The following is a 19067-nucleotide window of genomic DNA, read 5'->3' on the forward strand; positions in this document are numbered from 1 at the left end:
GAAAGGAATGAACTATATATGGCACAAAAACCTCTAACTAGAGAGGAGCGACGAAGACAGCAGGCAGCCAAGAATAAGAAACCTAAAGGAAAGAAAGCGAATAAAGGAATGTTCAAGAAAATTTTCCTGACGCTGATCGCCCTAGGGATCATTGGCATGCTGACTGGAATCGCCACCTTTGCATTCATGATACAGGATACGCCAAAACTTGATGAAAGCTTGCTCAAAGACCCTATATCTTCCAAAATTTATGATAAAGACAAAGAGCTTGTAACAGAAGTAGGCTCGCAGAACAGGGATTATGTTGCCTATGAAGATATACCAAAACTAGTGGAAAATGCCTTTTTAGCGACAGAGGACGTCAGATTCTATAAACATAATGGTATAGACGTCATCCGCCTTGGAGGAGCTGTTATAGCAAATATAACTGAAGGCTTTGGTTCCGAAGGTGCTTCTACCATCACTCAACAGGTCGTGAAAAACTACTTCCTCGGCTTTGAAAAAACAATTTCAAGGAAGGCACAGGAAGCATGGCTTGCATACCAGCTGGAACAGAAATATACAAAAGAACAAATCTTTGAAATGTATGTAAATAAAATTTATATGTCAGAAAATATGCACGGTGTCCTGACTGCTTCAAAGACATACTTTGGCAAAGATGATTTAAGTGAACTTGAGCTTCATGAAGCCGCCCTGCTTGCAGGTATGCCTCAGAGCCCTAATAATTACAATCCTTTTACGAACCCTGAAAAAGCGGAGCAGCGAAGGAACACTGTATTAATGTTGATGCATCAGCATGGCTTCATTTCACAGGAAGCGAAAGAAAACGCACAGAAGATTCCAGTTGAATCCAGCCTCGTTAAGGAAGAAAACAGGAAGAATAAGAATGAAGAACCCTTCGATGCCTTTGTTGACATGGTGATCGAAGAGGTTACCGAAAAAACTGATTTTGATATCTTTTCCGATGGACTTGAAATTTATACAACCCTGGATCAAAATGCACAGAAACATGTGGAAAATATCCTAAATACAGATGCCGCTGTACAATTCCCTAATGACGAAATGCAGGCTGGCATCACCCTTCTGGATACGAAAACCGGTGAAATACGCGCGATAGGCGGCGGTCGAAAACAGCAGGTAAAACGTGGACTGAATTATGCGATTGATGTAACAAGACAGCCAGGATCGACCATCAAGCCAATTCTTGACTATGGACCTGCGATTGAGCATCTGCGCTGGGGCACCTATCATATGCTTGAAGATAAGCCTATGACCTATTCAAACGGTGAACCGATTGGTAACTGGAACGACAAGTATAACGGAGTCATGACCATGAGAATGGCTCTGGCAAAATCGATCAATATCCCTGCCCTGCAAGCCTTCCAGGCTGTAGGTCTTGAGAAGGCCAGAGAGTTTGGGACCAATCTTGGTTTAACACTAGATGATCCTTTTTACGAATCAGCGTCGATTGGTGCCAAAGAAATAGCGCCAATTGAAATGGCTGGTGCGTATGCAGCATTTGGAAACAATGGTTTCTTTACGGAGCCATATTCTGTCAAAAAGGTTGTACTCCGTGACAAGACAGAAATTGATCTGACTCCTGAAACTGAAGTCGTCATGAAAGATTACACTGCCTTCATGATTTCCGATATGTTGAAAACGGCAATTAAACAAGGAACCGGTGCAGCTTACGCAAATATTTCAAACCTTCATGTTGCCGGAAAAACAGGAACCACGAATTACACGCCAGATGAAATAAAAGACTGGGGAATTCAAAATGGTGGTGTTCCTGACTCCTGGTTTGTAGGCTATACAACAAGGTATACAGCATCCGTCTGGACCGGTTATAGTGACAGGAAGACGGCACTGTATGGTAAAGAACAAAAAATATCCCAGACTCTTTTCAAGAATCTTATGACATATGTGTCTAAAGATGTAGATACTCCAGATTTCACCGTACCAAAGAGTGTCGAAAGAGTTAAAGTCGAAAAAGGCACAATGCCTGCAAAGCTTGCCAGTGAATATACTCCAAAGGACCAGATCCTTTATGAGTGGGCTGTAAAAGGAAATGTTCCTAAGGAAACTTCCAAGAAGTTTGAAAAGCTTGAAACTCCATCAAAGCTTGAAGCAAAATACGATGAAATCAAAAATGAAATCCTCCTGACTTGGGAATTCAATCAGGAGAATAAAGAGGATATTCAATTTGAGGTTACCGCATCCCTCGATGAAGGTCCTGAGCAAACACTGACCACGACAGCTGAGACAGGCTTGAAAATTGCCAATGCAGTTCCAGGCGGAATCTATTCATTCAAAGTCACAGCGATACATGGCGAACAGCGATCTGACCCAGCCACCCTGAAAGTCGAAGTTCCAGAACCACTCCTCCCAGAACCTGAAGATGGCGAGAATGAAGAAGGAAATGAAAATGGGAACGGAAATGGTAATGGAAACGGCAACGGCACTGGTGATGGTGATGGCACAGGCACTGGTGATGGCACAGGCACTGGTGATGGCACTGGTGATGGTGATGGTGATGAAAATAATGATGACGGTGGGGATGAGAATAATCCCACTGGACCATAAGCCTTACTAAAATAAACAAACGTCCTGACTCAGTCAGGACGTTTGTTTTTGGATTTATTTAATACTAATTGCTTAGCAAACTGCTTTTCCTGTTCAGCGAACAGCTCAGCAAGCTGTTTATAAGAATGAAAAAGTTTTGGTCTAGAAACAATAAAATCAAGTCTTTCTTCTGTATTCACCGGTTTGATTTTACAGACTTTAATCGAATGCATATCCTGATTCAGGCCGTTTGAAAGAAAAAGAAATTGTTCAAATAACAGGATCGCCCTCTGCATCAAGGGCTCTGCCCCATCGCTATCCCTGTTCCTGAAGTGAGCGGCCAACTCGTCCTTACACTGTTTCCACTCACTGAGCAGTCTCTCCACTGCTTTGTCACGATCTTTAGAGAAAGTATCTATTCTATCCATTACGCTTTTGCTCTCATCCTTTTCTTGCCCTCTCTGCATAACTGCAGCAAAGGACATGTTTCACACTTGGGGTTTTGCGCTTTACAATGGTACCGTCCAAAAAAGATCATCCTGTGATGCGTAATCGACCACTCTTCCTCAGGAACCTTTTTCATCAGTGTCTTTTCCACCTCAAGAACAGAATCCTTCCAGCGGCAAAACGCCAGACGCTTGCTCACCCGCTCTACATGTGTATCAACTGCAATGGCAGGTACTCCGAATGCTACCGAAACAACAACGTTTGCTGTTTTACGCCCAACACCAGGAAGATTAGTCAATTCATCCCTGTCCTGCGGCACTTCTCCGCCATACTCATCTATAATCATCCTGCACAGCTTCTGGATATTCTTCGCTTTATTTCGATATAATCCAATTGAGCGGATGTCCTGCTGAAGTTCTTCCAATGAAACACTCAAAAAATCCTCAGGAGTTTTGTATTTTTGGAATAAGTTTTTTGTCACCTTGTTCACAAGTGCATCAGTGCACTGCGCAGAGAGGGCGACAGCAATCACCAGCTCAAAGGGATTCGAGTGAACCAGTTCACAGTGTGCATGAGGAAACATCCGCCCCATCTCATCCAGGCAAAACCTTATCTGTTGTTTATTAAGCATGTATATCACCACTTTTCTAAATTTGGCCTTCAGAAATTTAAATATCCCATTCAAATTAAAAAAAGAGAGAATGGATGAATTCTCTCGTTACAATTACTGTTCAAGCCAGTTATAAAACGGAACAGGATTCGCAGAAACTTTTGGTTCTTCCTTCCCTGTCTTTTGCGCATTCTGATGCTGCCTGAATTTCCTTCCATAACTCTTTGCTTGTTCAATTGTCTTAATTCCATTCTTCTTCCATTCAAAAAGAATCCGGTCTATGTACCGAAAATTCAATTTTCCAGAGATGACAGCTTCTCTTAACGCAGCTTTAATGATGATCGGATCATGGTGATCATCATCCATCCACATTGCCAGTGACTCACATTCAAATGGTGATAACGGCCGGCCGAATTCCCTTTCAAACGTTGTATATAAATCAGTCTCTTCCTTTTGGTCCAGAATCTCTTTTTCCTGTTTCCGCTTGAGCATAAACTGATCGAACAGCTTTTCCCATAGCGGTTCCAGTGAATATTTTTCATATCTGATTCCGTCCGTGGAATTCCCGTCACTTATCGATATAAACCCTCTTTGAATCAGTGCTCGGAGCAAATCAGTACATTCGAAAGCCGATATCGTCATGCGGGCTGCAAGTTCCGTAGGCGTAGGAAATTCATTTCCTTTTTCAGAAAAATAGAATACATGAAGTAGTAGTGCCAATTCTTGTTCGTTCAATCTCATTTCTTTATACTGCGTAAGCAATACAGCAGGAATGGTAACATTCCCCTCTTTCAGCCAATCTAACAAATCTGCTTTTTTCATTCCGGACACCTCTTTTCATAGTATAGCATGAACAAGCCCGGCTGGTAATAAAATAGAAAAAGATTAAAAAGGGAAATTAGTCGAAAAATAGCGAATAGGAAAGCTATGCCAGACAAGAAAAAGGATACTAAAATAGATCAAGGCCCGCACAATATACGGGCCTTTTGTTTTTTAAAACATTTTGAAACAAGGATTATTATGGATAAGTTCAGCAAATGGGAATAAAATCAATTCACATAAATATTCTTCCCCGACTGATCCACGCTCCTGATTTAAACTCGGCTTTGAATGAATTTATGGATCCTGCTGACCGCTTCCTCCAGCTGGTCAAGGGAGGTTGCATATGATAGTCGCATATAGTCAGGTGCTCCAAAGCCAGAGCCAGGGACAACCGCAACATTTGCTTCTGTAAGCAACACTTCTGCAAACTCATCTACATCCTTGCAGCCTGACATCAGTGCTGCTTCTTTTGCATTCGGGAACAGGTAAAACGCTCCCTGGGGCTTAATGCAGCTGATTCCTGGAATGTCGTTCAGCTTTCCATGAATGATTTCAAGCCTATCTTCAAACGCTGAACGCATCCTTTCCACGGCATCCTGCTCTCCTGCATATGCAGCTATGGTTGCATACTGTGCCGGAGTAGTCGGGTTTGACGTGCTGTGGCTTGCCAGGTCGGTCATTGCATTGATGATTCTGCTGTCCCCGGCAGCGTAGCCGATTCTCCAGCCTGTCATTGAATGTGACTTGGAAACACCATTAATGATGATGGTCTGCTTTTTCAGATCTGCTGAAAGCTGAGCAATCGAGATATGTTCAGCATCTCCATAAATTAATTTTTCATAGATTTCATCCGAAATGATCAGAATGCCCTTTTCCAGGCAGACTTCTCCAAGAGCCTGCAATTCCTCTTGAGAATAAACCATCCCGGTAGGGTTGCTCGGAGAATTGATGATGACTGCTTTCGTCTTTTCTGTCACCTTCTCCTTCAGTTGATCCGGAGTGATCTTGAATTTGTTCTGCTCCAGTCCCTCGACGTAAACCGGATTCCCACCCGCAAGCTTGACCTGCTCTGGATAACTGACCCAGTATGGGATCGGAATGATGACCTCATCTCCCTCATTGAGAAGAACCTGAAAGAGTGTGTATAAACCATGCTTAGCTCCACTTGTCACAATGATTTCATTCAGCTGATAGTCAAGACCTTGATCTTCTTTTAACTTAGCTGCGATTTCCTTTTTCAAATCTGGAAGACCTCCAGATGGTGTGTACTTTGTGAAGCCCTCATTCATTGACTTTACAGCAGCATCGATAATATGCTGCGGCGTGTTGAAGTCTGGTTCTCCTGCTCCGAGACCAATCACGTCTTTCCCTTGAGCTTTCAATTCTTTTGCTTTTGCGGTAATTGCCAAAGTTGAAGAAGGAGTGAGCGCTCCCACTCTGCTGGCTAACTGGATCTCCATCCCTTTACCTCCTATTTTTTTACATGTATGACGTCCTGTAAACCTCAAAATTTTCCACAGGACTTACAAATTATCAATAGCCCTGAGTTTTTCACCCGTATCAAAATCGACATAATAATAATTGATTGTGTCGCTGTTGTTTCGGTAAAAAATTTCCCATGCCGGCCTGTCCGTCTTTTGTATTCTGGCCATGCCGAGCCTTACTTCAATGATTTCATTCGGATTTTTTTCCTGATATAGTTTATTTAAAGCCTCTTTTTTCGTGATACCATTTTTGGCATTTCTCGTGATAACTTCGCTGTTTTTTTCATTGATCCATACATAAACAGCTTCTTCTTTGGCATTTTTTCCGGTCATCACATAATAAGTCTCTTCTCCGCTGTACAAACTGAAGTTTGTGAAATCGGTAAGATTTGTTTCTTTTGACGCAATTTGTACAGCCTCTTTTTCTGCAGCCTTGACTGGCTCAACAGCGTTTAAGTAAACATTGATCAGAATCCCCGTTATAGTAACAATAATGAGAATGCTGAAAAATATCCATTTCTTCACATGTATCCCCACTTTATGTATGCTCTTTTCTGCTTAACAAAACAGCAGTTCATGCACTATTATCTTTGTATCATGTTCGGTAAATGGTGAAAACTGCTTTTTCTTTATCATCCTGATCCAGTGCAAGGCCGAACATAAGGTCATCACGCTTCAATGTCCTGTTCAGGGCATCTACAATTTTATATAAATCAGGACTATTCTGGACTTTCACGGTAGAGACCACTTCAATTTTGCTTTCCATGTCTGTTCCCTCTCCTTTCACACAATTATTGTCATTTATATATGTGCTTTCAACTGGCAACAATAGAATTAACACCACTCATTATATCAGGAGATAGCCCTCACTGGTAAGAGTATTACTTCCATACAAAAAACTTTTCTAGTCCAAACACAGAAAGGCGACAATTCACAAAGTGTTATTTTACTTCTTACAAAACTAAAATGGCTGCGCAGTTTATGCGCAGTTTTTCTTTAGCCATTTTGATCATTTCAGAAGTTATATTTGCAGCAAAAGGTTCAGCTTTTATTCTTCGCTCAATATCGTTATGACATCATAGGTTGAATCGGTAAGCTTAATTGTAACTGTACCATGCTGCTTTGTGTAATAAACATCAATCCAGGCTTCATTCAGCATCTCCACTAAATCCGGGTCGGGTTTAATCGAATTGGATTTGAAAATTACTGCAAGTTGGGGATCTAAATGCTCAATCAGCAAATCTGAAAAAGAATCTTTTGCAGCAAAAAAAGGCAATTTCACTATATTGACATTCTTCAATGGTTCGGCAAGAAAAGCTTGTTCAGAGTTATGACTCGCTGAACTAATGTAAAAAATCTGATGATGGAAAAATTGAAAAGAAATATCCGTCCCTTCATTCTCTTCACTTCCATCAAAAATGACCTCAGCAGTCAGCCCTGGCATTAGTTTTAACAAATCACCTTGCTTCCAGCTTTGAACCTTCACATCGGCCGGAGTTGAAACTTCTGTAAGAACCTGATTACCAGCTTTCCCAGTAAATATCCGGCGAACATTATATTTCTCGATAATTTGCCCGAGGTTTTCCTGCCCTGTATTCGCAGTCAAAATAATCGTCGATAAATCCTTAACATGAAAAAGAGTGAGCAGCCTTTCAAGCTCTTTTAAAGTACCTTTTCCACCCGTGTTGACCAGTATATTATCGCCATTGGCATGCTGGATTAGCGCAGCCTCTCCATCGCTGATCGCTAAAAAAGTAAAGGCCAATTCGTTTCTTTTCAGGTTGACATCCACGCCTTCAACCTCTACGGGAGAAGAAGGAGATTCATACGGGAAATAGTACCAATTCATAAATGCCAGGATTGCCAATATCAGCTTCATGTACACTCCTCCAATTACTTCTAGCTTTAGAGTGCGTCATTTAGCTGAAATTATAAAAAGCTTTTTTAAAAAAGGCTTTTTTTCACATAGGCAACAGCGGACCTACAGCCAATCTTGAATCATCTCGACTATTTCTGTTATAGTCCCTTTTTCAACTGGAACGTCAGGCACCGAATGTAAAAAGGCTTTTCCATAAGAAGTAGTAACAAGCCTTCGGTCGAAGACAAAAATCAAACCTCTATCGTTTGAAGTACGGATCAGCCTTCCGAATCCTTGTTTAAATCTCAGGACGGCTTCAGGCAAGGATAGTTCTGAAAAAGGACTGCCCCCATTTTCCTTGATTAAGGAACATTTCGCTGCTGTAATTGGTTCATCAGGGGGTGTAAATGGAAGCCTCACAATGATTAAGCACGACAGATCCTCACCCGGAATATCGACACCCTCCCAGAAACTGCTGGTCCCAAATAAAATCGCTTTCTCAAACCGCTTGAAATTCCTGGTCAGTCTTGTCCTGCTGCCTGCAGTAATACCCTGGGCAATCAAGATATATTCTTCCAGGAGGCCGCTTTCCTTGATTAATTCATAAGCCTTTTTCAGCATCTCATGGGAGGTAAATAAAATCAGCATCCGGCCTTTAGTTGCTTCTGCAATCGATATGATATGTTCCGTAATAGCTGCAACATAATCATCATTGGAAACAGACTTTATATCCGGCAAATCGTCAGGAACAACAAGCTTTACCTGCGAACCATATGAAAATGGCGATGGTATTTGCTTTTCCATAAGCGTATTCCGGATTCCCAATTCCTTTTTGATAAAACCAAAGGAATTATTAACAGACAGGGTTGCAGAGGTAACAACTACACTTCTTTTTTTCGCGAAAAATTGTTCTGCCAAATAATCAGATACATAAACTGGGCGTGAAAAAATGGTCGTTGAATTTTGCAAAGCCCTCATATCTGCCTCGATCCATCTAACATAGCCGCTATCATCTATAAAAAGAGTCCTGGCGGTATTGCAAATTTGTTCCAAGTCTTCTTTAACTTGTACAACTTCTTCAAGAATGGATTGCTGCACACCTGAATATTGCTTAGAGCTTTTCCCAGCCTCAACCAGCCTTTTGTCCAGAGCAGCAATTAAATCCTTTAAGTGAAAATAAAACCTTTCAGCGGTTGTCTTCAATGCACTCCATATACGATTACCCCTGTCCGGAACCATGCTTGCATGAATTTTGCTGCCTAGAGTTTTATTCTTCAGCGTTTTTCTTGCATAGCTACCCGCAAGCTTGAAAAGTTCTTCTGTTTCATATACCAGGTCGGAAATCAACTGATTGATTTCAAACGAATGAAGTCTGCCGGAATCAGTATCTCCGTTATTATGGTTCAGCAGTGTCTCCAATTTATAGAACAGCTGGTTTTGGTCATATAACCCAAGCTGATTAAGTACTAGCCTGACAGCGAGATAGTCCAGTGATTTCCCAAAGTATTTTCCTGCCGCTTTTTCGAACTGGTGACCTTCATCGAGTATGACATAATCATAACTCGGTAATGGACCTTTTTCAGAAACAAGGTCCGCAAGAAGCATAGAGTGGTTGGTGATCAGAATATCCGCATGCTGTGCTTTTTCAACCGCCCTTTGATAAAAGTCATGCCCTTCCCAGTGCTTTGTCTTGAGGAATAAAGCACGTTCATTTTTCACTTTGCCCCAGAAGAGCATGCCGCCGCTTGATAAGTTGAGTTCATCAAAATCTCCAGTTTCTGTTTGCGTAAGCCATACAAGGATTTGCATTTTAGTAAGGGCTGTATCATAGTTCTCCTCAACTTCCCTTAGGGATTGCTCAAACCGGGCCATGCTGATATAGTTGTTCCTGCCTTTAATCAGCGTTGCATTTATGGATTTTCCCAGTATCTGAGCGAGTTTCGGAACGTCATTGAACAGGAGCTGCTCCTGAAGCTGTGTCGTGTAAGTACTGACTACAACTGGTTTATTGCTTTCCAAAGCAAATATTGCCGCTGGGATCAAATAACCAAGAGACTTACCTACTCCTGTTCCTGCTTCAATCAAAGCATGGCCATTCTTAGAGAAAGCTTCACTCACGCAGTCCATCATCTCGAACTGTCCATGCCTGATCTCATAGCCAGTAAAAGCTTTTTGGAGGAGTGCCTTCTTTTCCTCCGCTGCTTCAGGATACTTAATTACACTTTGGTTAGCGTTTCTTACTACCGCTACCCTTTTCAAAGCTATCCCCCGGTACACCTCGATATGGTCAGGTAAGACTTCCAGGCTGCGCTCCTTCCTATTCAGTACATCATCAAAAATCAAGTGAAGGTCGCTTTTTAGTCCCTCAGAAAGCTTTGCAAGCTCCTTGACTGTAACAAGAGGCAAGGCTTTTACAGCATCCAGCATGATCATCAGCAGCTCTGCCGTCACTTGGGCATCACTATCAGCCTGGTGAGGACGGTCATGGTGCAATTCCTCCCTTGCGGCCAAATCTGTCAATTTATAACTATCTGCAGACGGATAAAGAATTCTTGCCATTTCCACTGTATCTATAACCGGGCCATAAAAACCTTCCTGGCCTGAGCTTAATAATTCTTCTTGTAAAAACGAAAGATCAAATAAAACATTATGAGCGACAAAATACGCATCTTCAAGCATATCAGAGATCTGTGGAGCGATTTCCTCAAATAATGGAGCATCCTTCACCATTGAATCTGAAATTCCGGTCAACTCCTCAATGAAAGCAGGAATAGCCTGCAATGGATTAACAAGCGAGGAGAATCGGCCAGTAATCATCCCATCCTCAATGATTACGGCTCCAAATTGTATAATACGGTCACCCTTTTTCGGGGAATTGCCCGTTGTTTCTAAATCTACAACCACAAATTTTTGGCTCATTCTTCAATACACCTCTAACATTCAGTCAAACAAAACCGTATCACAAAAAATATGAAAGTGAAAGCGAGACAATACCTTTGACGCTATTCTAACATTCTCCATTGAGACACTTTTTTCTTCTGGACTTTCCATTTCCAATAGCCTTTATTGGGATATGGTACATTCCACCTTCAAAAATCCCTATGTAACAGTCTTATTCCTATTATGACCATTATTAATGCAATTGGATTATTCTTTTAGCCATACCAGGCAAATATCCAGTCATTCTTCTGTATGTGATTCTTTCTCATATTTTGACCCGGAAGAACTTTATCCAAGTCCTATACCGTATCGCAAGAGTATACAGAGTAACGGTATGAAAAAACTCCCGATGATACGGGAGTTTTCTTGTTTTATAGGAATACCGTTTTCTCAGGTTCAGCGTGAAGCATTTCTACTATACGGTTATTCTCATCCATCAACGCTACTTTTGGCTGATGTGACGGAACCTTTTCTTCCGCAACAAGCGCGTAGGAAATGATGATCACAACGTCACCCTCGTGAACCAGACGTGCTGCTGCTCCATTCAGGCACACTACGCCGCTCCCTCTTTCCCCAGGAATAATATATGTTTCAAAGCGAGCGCCATTATTATTATTGACAATTTGAACCTTTTCATTGGCAACCATACCGACTGCGTCCAAAATGTCGCTGTCGATGGTGATGCTGCCTACATAGTTCAGATTTGCTTCAGTTACTCTTGCTCGATGTATTTTAGCATTCATCATGGTGCGGAACATGGAATATAATCCCCCTATTTAAATTATTCTACTTCTATAATGGTATTATCAATCAACCTGGCTTTAGAGAACTTCACTGCAAGGGCAATGATGACTTTTCCCTTCAATGCCTTCAACTCCTGCAGCTCAGGATAGGAATAAATTTCAATATAATCTACTGTACCTGTCGTATGTTCATTTAAATGATTTTTTATCAATCCAACGAGTTCATCAGCATTTCTTTCACCATTGTCAATGGCTAGTCTGGCCATCTTCAAGCTTCTGCTGAGTTCAACAGCCTGAATTCTTTCTTCATCGCTTAAATAGACATTTCTTGAGCTTTTTGCAAGGCCATCCTCTTCACGAACTGTTTCAACCGGAATCAATTCGATCGGAAAATTAAAATCCTTGATCAGCCCATGAACCACTGCGACCTGCTGGGCATCCTTCAGGCCAAAATAAGCCCTTGTTGGCTGGATAATATTAAACAGCTTGAAAAGAACAGTTGCTACTCCGTCAAAATGGCCTGGCCTTGACTTGCCGCAAAGTACATCAGTCCGCTCAACGACAGAAACCTTGATTGAAGACTTCCCTGGATACATTTCTTCCGGAGAAGGATAGAAAATAAAATCCACGCCCTCAGCTTCCGCGATTTTATGGTCGCGCTCAAAATCCCTTGGGTAGGCGTCCAAATCCTCTGTCGGACCGAACTGGAGAGGATTCACGAAAATGCTCAGGACAACAACGTCATTTTCCGGCCGGGCGTTCTTCATCAAAGATATATGGCCTTCATGCAGGAAACCCATGGTTGGTACATAACCGATGGTTTTCCCTTCAGCCGTAAGTTTTTGCACCTGCTCCTGCATCTCGTTGATTGTTTTTATGATTTTCATTCTTTTCCCCCGTACAATGCCTGCAATTCTTCTTCCTTCATGGTAAAACTATGTTTGTCTTCCGGGAATGCCTTATGTCTAACTTCAGTAACATAGGCACTGAGCCCTGATGAGATTAATTCATTTACATTCGTATATTGTTTCACGAATTTCGGGACTCGGTCCACTCCATAAGTGATAATATCATGGTATACAAGAACCTGTCCGTCAACCTCTGCTCCAGCCCCAATCCCAATCGTCGGGATTGTAAGAGCCTGGCTGACTTGTTCAGCAAGCTGTTTAGGAACGCATTCCAGAACAACAGCAAAGGCACCGGCCTCTTCGCATTTTTTTGCGTCAGCAATTAATTTCTTTGCTGCATCCGCGCTCTTCCCCTGCACTTTATATCCGCCAAGTACACCTACTGATTGCGGGGTGAGGCCAAGATGTGCTACCACAGGTACTCCTGCCTTGGTCAATGCGTTTATATGGTCAATGACCTCATCAGCACCTTCTAATTTAACAGCGTTTGCCCCAGTTTCCTGCATGATTCTTGCACCGTTTATAAGCGTGTCTTTGATTGACAGATGATAGCTCATAAATGGCAAATCGACAACAATGAACGTATTGCCCGCTCCTCGCCTGACAGCCTTCGAATGGTGGATCATATCATCCATTGTGACCGGTACAGTCGAGTCATAGCCTAGCACGACCATTCCAAGGGAATCGCCTACGAGAATCATATCTGCTTCAGCCTGTTCTGCATGCTTTGATGAAGGATAATCATAGGCCGTCACCATGACGATCTTGTTGCCTGTTTGCTTCATTTTTAAGAAATCAGTTGTTTGTTTCATTTTTCTTTCCTCCCTTTTTCTGAAGAGGAGATAAAACAATCCATCAACCCAGACACTAAAAAAGGACCCATCTATGCCAGAAGGACCCTTTGAAGCCTGTACTTGTTTCATCCCTCTGTCCCAGTCCGCTACCGGATCCAGGCAGAACTATTTTTTTATAAAAAAAGTCAACAAGGTGCAGTTCTCTCGATACCGCCCAAATTGATTATAGCAAATGACCGCTTTTTTGGCTACACAACGATTTTAACCTTCGATCTGGATATCAGCCGAGTAAATATTATGAACCGCCCCTGCTGAATCCTCAATCAATAGTACTCCATCCTCCGTGATGCCAACAGCTTTTCCCTTGATTTCCCCGGTAAGTGTTCTTGCAGTGATCTGTTTACCAATGCTTATCGCATAGCTTTCCCACATCAGCTTTATCGGGAAAAAACCTTTTTCCAGATAAAGCAAATACAACTTCTCCAGTTTTTCTAGTATCGCCCTGATCAATCTTTCCCTGTCTATGATTTTGCCAGATTCAATGGCAAGCGACGAAGCAATGGATTGAATATCTTCTGGAAAATCTTCTATACCTGTATTTACATTGATGCCGATTCCGATAATGATAGAATTGATCCGATCGGATTCCGCCTGCAGCTCGGTAAGAATCCCGGTTATTTTCTTGCCATTGATGAGAATATCATTCGGCCATTTAATTTCGGGCAGTAAGCCTGTTACTTCCTCTATGGCCTGCACCACTCCTACCGCCGTTATTAATGTCAGCTGCGGTGCTTTCGGGATAGGAATTTTCGGTCTGAGGATGAGACTCATCCATATCCCTGAATATTTGGGAGAATGCCATTTACGGTCCATTCTGCCCCTGCCTGCAGTTTGCTCTTCGGCAATCACGACAGTTCCCTCTTCGGCTTGATCATAAGCCAGTTTATACGCAATTTTCTGAGTCGATTCCACGCTGTCATGGTAATGCAGATTCCGGCCCAAGAATTCAGTGTTTAAACCAAGGTTTATTTTGTCTGCAGACATATTGTCCGGGATAGAGATGATCTTGTATCCTTTTCTCCGAACCGCTTCAAATTGAAAGCCTTCCTTGCGAAGTTCCTCGATGTGCTTCCAGACAGCTGTGCGTGTACAGCCAGCAATGTCAGCGAGATGTTGTCCGGATAGGTATTCAGTTTCGTTTTTCGTAAATGCATCGATTAATTTTTTTCTGATTTCTGATTGAACGCGTTCAGCCATTCCTTTATTTTCTCCTTCTCATTTGGCACGACACCATAGATTACAGAACGTTCGATTTCTTCAAGAATGTCTCGCAGCCACGGACCTGGGTGTTTATCCAGCCATGACATGACATCATTTCCCGTTACATCCAATTCCTTTCGGTGCTTGATCGGAAGCCGCTCATGCAAACCTCTGATTTCATCGTCGCTGACACTACCGTTATGGAGGGACGCATACACTATTTCAGCACTAATCGCATCTTCCAGACCTGCCTTATAAACCATTTCCAGACTCCAGTCATTTTCAAGACGATGTAATAACAAAGAATGAATTTTGTTGATGCTTTTAATTTTATTCACCGGAAGCTTCCATTCTCTCAGGAAATTATCTATTTCCTTGTCCTTCAATCCTAATTCAAAAACTAACAGAACCCAGGACTCTGTCAGTCGGAAGTTCTTTCCTAAACGGCTCGAAAAGCTTCTTACTTTATCACTACGATTTTTCAATCCTGGCAAAAATTGAATCATCCCGCTATTCGCCAGCAATTGAACCGCTTCGCTCCTGCCAATCCCCACAAGCAATTTCTCGAACTCAACAGTTTTCCGTTCGACCGCAATGTTCTCAAGCAGATGACAGTGAGCTGCAAGCGATTCTAACGTATACTTTTCAATCGAAAAACATAATTGTGACTGGAATCTTACAGCTCTCAGCATCCTTAATGCATCTTCACCGAAGCGTTCATCTGGGTTGCCTACAGTCACAATCACCTTTTTGTTTATTGCTTCCTTGCCCGCAAAAGGATCGATAATGTTCCCTTGCTTGTCCATCGCAATTGCATTCATCGTGAAATCGCGGCGCTGCAAATCTTCTTTTAAAGAACGGATAAAAGAAACCTTATCCGGCCTTCGGAAATCAGAGTAATTTTGTTCGGAACGGAATGTCGTGATTTCATAATGTCCGCCTTTATGATGGACAAGAATGGTTCCATGTTCAATTCCCACGTCATTGGTTTTAGGAAAAATCTGTTTTAATTCCTCAGGTAACGCTGAAGTAGCGATATCAACATCGGATATTTCACGGCCGAGTATATGATCCCTTACAGAACCGCCGACAAAATACGCTTCAAATCCAGCATTCTCAATTAACTGGAGGACGGGTACCGCTTGAATGAATGGTTCGCCAATCATTGTACATCCTGCCCAACGATATTATAATAGATTCTTTCATATTCAGATACGATTTGTTCTGCGCTGAAGCTCATTTCTGCCCGTTCGATTGAGTTTTTAGCAAATTGCTTTTGAAGTTCCGTATTTGAAAGTATATCAACAGCTTTAGACGTTATTTCTTCGATATTTCCCATTTCGCAAATATATCCCGTTTTCCCGTCCACGATCACTTCTGGAATCCCTCCTACATTCGTCCCGATACATGGTACGCCACAAGCCATAGCCTCTAAAGCTACCAGTCCGAAACTTTCTTTTTCAGAAAGGAGAAGCATCAAATCACTTAATGAATATAGCTCCTCAACTCTTTCCTGCTTTCCAAGAAGCAGTACTTTGTCACGAATCCCCAGCTCACTTGCAAGATTGCAGACAGTCTTCATTTCCGGTCCATCTCCTACAAGCAAAAGTTTGGCCGGCATTTTTTCTGCGATACCTGCGAATGTTTTAATGACATCTGGAACTCTTTTAACTGGCCGGAAGTTGGATACATGGATGACCACTTTCTCTTCAGGAAGGATTCCATATTCTTTTCTAAGATCTGTTGAATCACTGCGCTTGTTGACACGAGTGTCGATGAAGTTGTAGACACAGTTAATTTCCTTTTCTGGTTTGATCAAATCATAGGTTTGCTGGATAAGCGAATTGGACACTGCTGTAACAACATCCGATTTTTCAATACCGAAGCGAATGGCATCCGTTAGAGATGGATCATATCCAAGTACGGTAATATCGGTACCGTGAAGCGTAGTGACAATCTTCAGATCACGTCCGCTCATCTGGCGGGCCAAAATGGCACAGACAGCATGGGGGATCGCATAATGGACGTGGAGGACATCTAAATTTTCCAAGACTGCGACCTCTGCAATCTTGCTGGCCAGCGCAATATCGTATGGCGGATATTGGAACACTGAGTATTGATTGACCTCTACCTCATGAGAATAAATATTTCGGTACATTTTCTTCAGCCTGAAGGGAAGGCTCGATGAAATGAAATGAATCTCATGCCCTTTCTCTGCCAGCAGCTTCCCAAGTTCTGTTGCGACAACACCAGATCCCCCCACCGTCGGGTAGCAGGTGATGCCAATTTTTAATTTCTTCATTTTCCTTCCCCTAACAAATCCTTGTGGATTAACAATGGTTTTTTGGATATAAAGCCTTCGGCATATGCGGTGCCAACTTCCTTGCCGAATAATTTTTCGCGCGCCTCGACTGTTTCGATGTAGCCGTTCACCAGCGGGGTGTCAAATGTGGCTGCCCCTTTCACGAATTGGCTTTCGTAAGCATTCAGTGCGCTGATTTTTAAATGGATAAAGTCCGAAACATCAACAACAAAATCAGGTTTGTGGAATCCATTAATCATATAAAAATACAAAGCTTTTGGCCTATGTGGTGCCAATCCATGATTTTCATCATATTTTCTTACTGCTGCCGAAAAGACCGCCTCCTCGACAAGGCGGGCACAGCTGCCATGGTCAGGATGACGGTCGTCAAAATAAGGTGCAAAAACTATGTCCGGTTTGTTTCGCCTGATCACTCTAACAATTTCCCTTATGTATTCTTCCTTTAAAAACAAGCCTCTGTCCGGCAAGTCAAGTGCTTCCCTCATCTTCACTCCGAGAATGCCGGCTGCTTCATTCGCTTCGCGGCTCCTGATCTCTACTGTTCCATTCGAAGACATTTCAGCTTTGGTCAAATCACAAATACCAATCCATTTACCTTCAGCAGTATATTTTGCGATTGTACCGCCCATCCCGATTTCCACATCATCGGCATGGGCACCAAATGCCAGAATATCAAGCTTCATTGCTTCCATTTTCATCACCAGTTTCTTCTTTCACTATATTTCGCCAATCAAGGTCTCCTCTTTCAATTCCTTTGACAAGAATTTCCGCTGTTCCCATATTGGTCGCAAGCGGAACAGAATATACATCACATAACCGAACCAGGGCCGTCACGTCAGGTTCATGCGGCTGGGCAGTTAGTGGGTCTCTAAAGAAGAACACTGCGTCCATTAGATTGTTCGCGATTCTTGCGCCGATTTCCTGGTCGCCGCCAAGCGGGCCAGATTGAAACCTTGTCACTTCCAAACCAGTTGCTTCAATGATTCGCACCCCTGTAGTCCCGGTTGCGAATAATGTATGCTTTTCAAAAATCTCCTTATAAGCGACTGCGAACCCCACTAAATCGTCTTTCTTTTTATCATGGGCAATTAAGGCAATGTTCATGGTTTCTCCCCTATTCAATGATATTCTCTAATCCGTAAACAAAAGCGTCCATTTTCATGACTGTATCCACCGCAAGTTTGACTCCGGACATAAAGGAGCTTCGATTGTACGAATCATGGCGGATCGTCAATGTTTGTCCGTCAGCACCGAATAATACTTGCTGATGGGCAATCAGTCCAGGCAGCCTTACAGAGTGGATGTGCATGCCTTCATAATCCGCACCGCGGGCACCTTGAATCGTTTCCTTCTCGTCAGCATGGCCCTGTGTTTTCGGTTCACGTACATCGGAGATCATTTGGGCAGTTTTGACTGCTGTGCCCGATGGTGCATCCAGTTTCTGGTCATGGTGCAGTTCAATGATTTCAACGTCACTGAAATATTTGGCTGCCATTTGTGAGAATTTCATCATCAAAACCGCCCCGACTGCAAAGTTTGGAGCGATGATACAGCCTGTTTCCTGTTCAGCGCATAGATGTTCAAGCTCTTCAAGGTCTTCCTTGCTGAACCCTGTTGTTCCCACTACGGGGCGAACTTTATATTTTAAAGCAGTCCTTGTGTGGAACATGCCTACTTCAGGTGTTGTCAGATCAATCAAGACGTCTGGCTCTACTTCCTGAAGACACTTCTCGAAATCCGTATAAATGAAGGCATCACTCTCCGGAAAGCCTTCGAGCTCGCCAAGTTTCATTCCTTCATATTTCCTGTCGACAACTCCAACGAGTTCATATGTATCCGTCCCAAGGACCAGATTGACAGCCTCTTTACCCATTCTTCCTCTTGGTCCTGCAATAACAATCTTTACTTTTTCCATATAATTAGTCTCCTTTAGCTGTCTTTTCTCGTCCAGCGGTCTTTGTCCCTTGTATTGAACTTTTCCATGACCATGTTATGTGCTTCTTCAAGGTCTATATTTAAAGAGTTGGCAAAACAAATCATAACAAACAGCATATCTCCCAGCTCTTCTTCAATTGTCTTTTCTTTTTCATCGTTTTTCTTTGGCTTTTCGCCATAATAATGGTTAACCTCACGAGCCAGCTCCCCGAGCTCCTCGGTCATGCGTGCAGTCAATGCAAGCGGACTGAAGTAACCTTCTTTAAATTGGCTTATATAAGTATCAACTTCCTGCTGGAGTTCTTTCATCGTTTTATTTCCACTCAAGAAACTCACCTAACCTTTATTTGTATGTATATCTATATCGATGTTAGCTTAATG

Annotated in this window: 19 protein-coding genes; 1 reads left to right on the forward strand and 18 read right to left on the reverse strand. The window is 42.5% G+C overall.

What is annotated here, in order from left to right; genetic code table 11:
- Positions 1-18 precede the first annotated feature (18 nt).
- Complete coding sequence (locus tag J7I80_RS07250; RefSeq protein WP_214737063.1) at positions 19-2583, forward strand: transglycosylase domain-containing protein; 2565 nt, start codon at positions 19-21, stop codon at positions 2581-2583.
- Positions 2584-2612: 29 nt separating this feature from the next.
- Here J7I80_RS07250 and J7I80_RS07255 read toward each other — a convergent pair whose 3' ends face one another.
- The 18 genes from J7I80_RS07255 to J7I80_RS07340 all read right to left on the reverse strand — a co-directional run bounded on the left by J7I80_RS07255 (position 2613) and on the right by J7I80_RS07340 (position 18995).
- Positions 2613-2990: a YpoC family protein gene (locus tag J7I80_RS07255; protein ID WP_214737065.1), complete on the reverse strand. Its 378-nt coding sequence runs from the start codon at positions 2988-2990 to the stop codon at positions 2613-2615.
- Positions 2990-3640, reverse strand: coding sequence for an endonuclease III (nth, locus tag J7I80_RS07260; RefSeq protein ID WP_214737067.1), 651 nt, complete (start codon positions 3638-3640; stop codon positions 2990-2992). Before nth ends, J7I80_RS07255 begins: the two co-directional genes overlap by 1 nt.
- Before the next feature lie 93 nt (positions 3641-3733).
- Positions 3734-4441 (reverse strand): DnaD domain-containing protein, encoded by a 708-nt coding sequence (locus J7I80_RS07265; protein WP_214737069.1) that lies wholly within the window; start codon positions 4439-4441, stop codon positions 3734-3736.
- A 272-nt stretch (positions 4442-4713) separates the two neighbouring features.
- The gene (locus J7I80_RS07270) at positions 4714-5895 is read right to left on the reverse strand and encodes a pyridoxal phosphate-dependent aminotransferase (RefSeq protein ID WP_214737329.1); all 1182 of its coding nucleotides are present in this window, start codon (positions 5893-5895) and stop codon (positions 4714-4716) included.
- Positions 5896-5964: 69 nt separating this feature from the next.
- On the reverse strand, positions 5965-6450 hold the full coding sequence (locus J7I80_RS07275) for a cell wall elongation regulator TseB-like domain-containing protein (RefSeq protein WP_192470413.1): 486 nt from the start codon (positions 6448-6450) through the stop codon (positions 5965-5967).
- A gap of 70 nt (positions 6451-6520) precedes the next feature.
- A complete protein-coding gene (locus tag J7I80_RS07280) occupies positions 6521-6691 on the reverse strand; it encodes a YpmA family protein (protein WP_192470412.1) in 171 nt (56 codons plus the stop codon).
- A 282-nt stretch (positions 6692-6973) separates the two neighbouring features.
- Positions 6974-7804, reverse strand: a complete 831-nt coding sequence (locus J7I80_RS07285) for a ComEC/Rec2 family competence protein (RefSeq protein WP_214737072.1) — start codon at positions 7802-7804, stop codon at positions 6974-6976.
- Between the two features lie 102 nt (positions 7805-7906).
- A complete protein-coding gene (dinG, locus tag J7I80_RS07290; RefSeq protein ID WP_214737074.1) occupies positions 7907-10702 on the reverse strand; it encodes an ATP-dependent DNA helicase DinG in 2796 nt (931 codons plus the stop codon).
- Positions 10703-11094: 392 nt separating this feature from the next.
- Positions 11095-11481, reverse strand: coding sequence for an aspartate 1-decarboxylase (panD, locus tag J7I80_RS07295; protein WP_192470408.1), 387 nt, complete (start codon positions 11479-11481; stop codon positions 11095-11097).
- A gap of 23 nt (positions 11482-11504) precedes the next feature.
- Entirely contained in the window at positions 11505-12353 is an 849-nt protein-coding gene (panC, locus tag J7I80_RS07300) for a pantoate--beta-alanine ligase (RefSeq protein WP_214737076.1), read from the reverse strand.
- On the reverse strand, positions 12350-13186 hold the full coding sequence (gene panB, locus J7I80_RS07305) for a 3-methyl-2-oxobutanoate hydroxymethyltransferase (RefSeq protein ID WP_214737078.1): 837 nt from the start codon (positions 13184-13186) through the stop codon (positions 12350-12352). Before panB ends, panC begins: the two co-directional genes overlap by 4 nt.
- Before the next feature lie 243 nt (positions 13187-13429).
- Entirely contained in the window at positions 13430-14425 is a 996-nt protein-coding gene (locus J7I80_RS07310; protein WP_214737080.1) for a biotin--[acetyl-CoA-carboxylase] ligase, read from the reverse strand.
- Complete coding sequence (locus tag J7I80_RS07315; RefSeq protein WP_214737331.1) at positions 14386-15591, reverse strand: CCA tRNA nucleotidyltransferase; 1206 nt, start codon at positions 15589-15591, stop codon at positions 14386-14388. The genes J7I80_RS07310 and J7I80_RS07315 overlap by 40 nt, the downstream gene beginning before the upstream one ends.
- Positions 15591-16730: an N-acetyl-alpha-D-glucosaminyl L-malate synthase BshA gene (bshA, locus tag J7I80_RS07320; RefSeq protein ID WP_214737082.1), complete on the reverse strand. Its 1140-nt coding sequence runs from the start codon at positions 16728-16730 to the stop codon at positions 15591-15593. The genes J7I80_RS07315 and bshA overlap by 1 nt, the downstream gene beginning before the upstream one ends.
- On the reverse strand, positions 16727-17443 hold the full coding sequence (gene bshB1, locus J7I80_RS07325; protein WP_483297690.1) for a bacillithiol biosynthesis deacetylase BshB1: 717 nt from the start codon (positions 17441-17443) through the stop codon (positions 16727-16729). Before bshB1 ends, bshA begins: the two co-directional genes overlap by 4 nt.
- Positions 17424-17855, reverse strand: a complete 432-nt coding sequence (gene mgsA, locus J7I80_RS07330; RefSeq protein WP_214737084.1) for a methylglyoxal synthase — start codon at positions 17853-17855, stop codon at positions 17424-17426. Before mgsA ends, bshB1 begins: the two co-directional genes overlap by 20 nt.
- 10 nt (positions 17856-17865) lie before the next feature.
- A complete protein-coding gene (gene dapB, locus J7I80_RS07335) occupies positions 17866-18666 on the reverse strand; it encodes a 4-hydroxy-tetrahydrodipicolinate reductase (RefSeq protein ID WP_214737086.1) in 801 nt (266 codons plus the stop codon).
- 14 nt (positions 18667-18680) lie between these two features.
- On the reverse strand, positions 18681-18995 hold the full coding sequence (locus J7I80_RS07340; protein ID WP_041964555.1) for a nucleotide pyrophosphohydrolase: 315 nt from the start codon (positions 18993-18995) through the stop codon (positions 18681-18683).
- Positions 18996-19067: the final 72 nt, after the last annotated feature.

Origin of the sequence: Bacillus sp. ISL-41 (assembly GCF_018613235.1) — a bacterium.
Taxonomy (GTDB): domain Bacteria; phylum Bacillota; class Bacilli; order Bacillales; family Cytobacillaceae; genus Mesobacillus.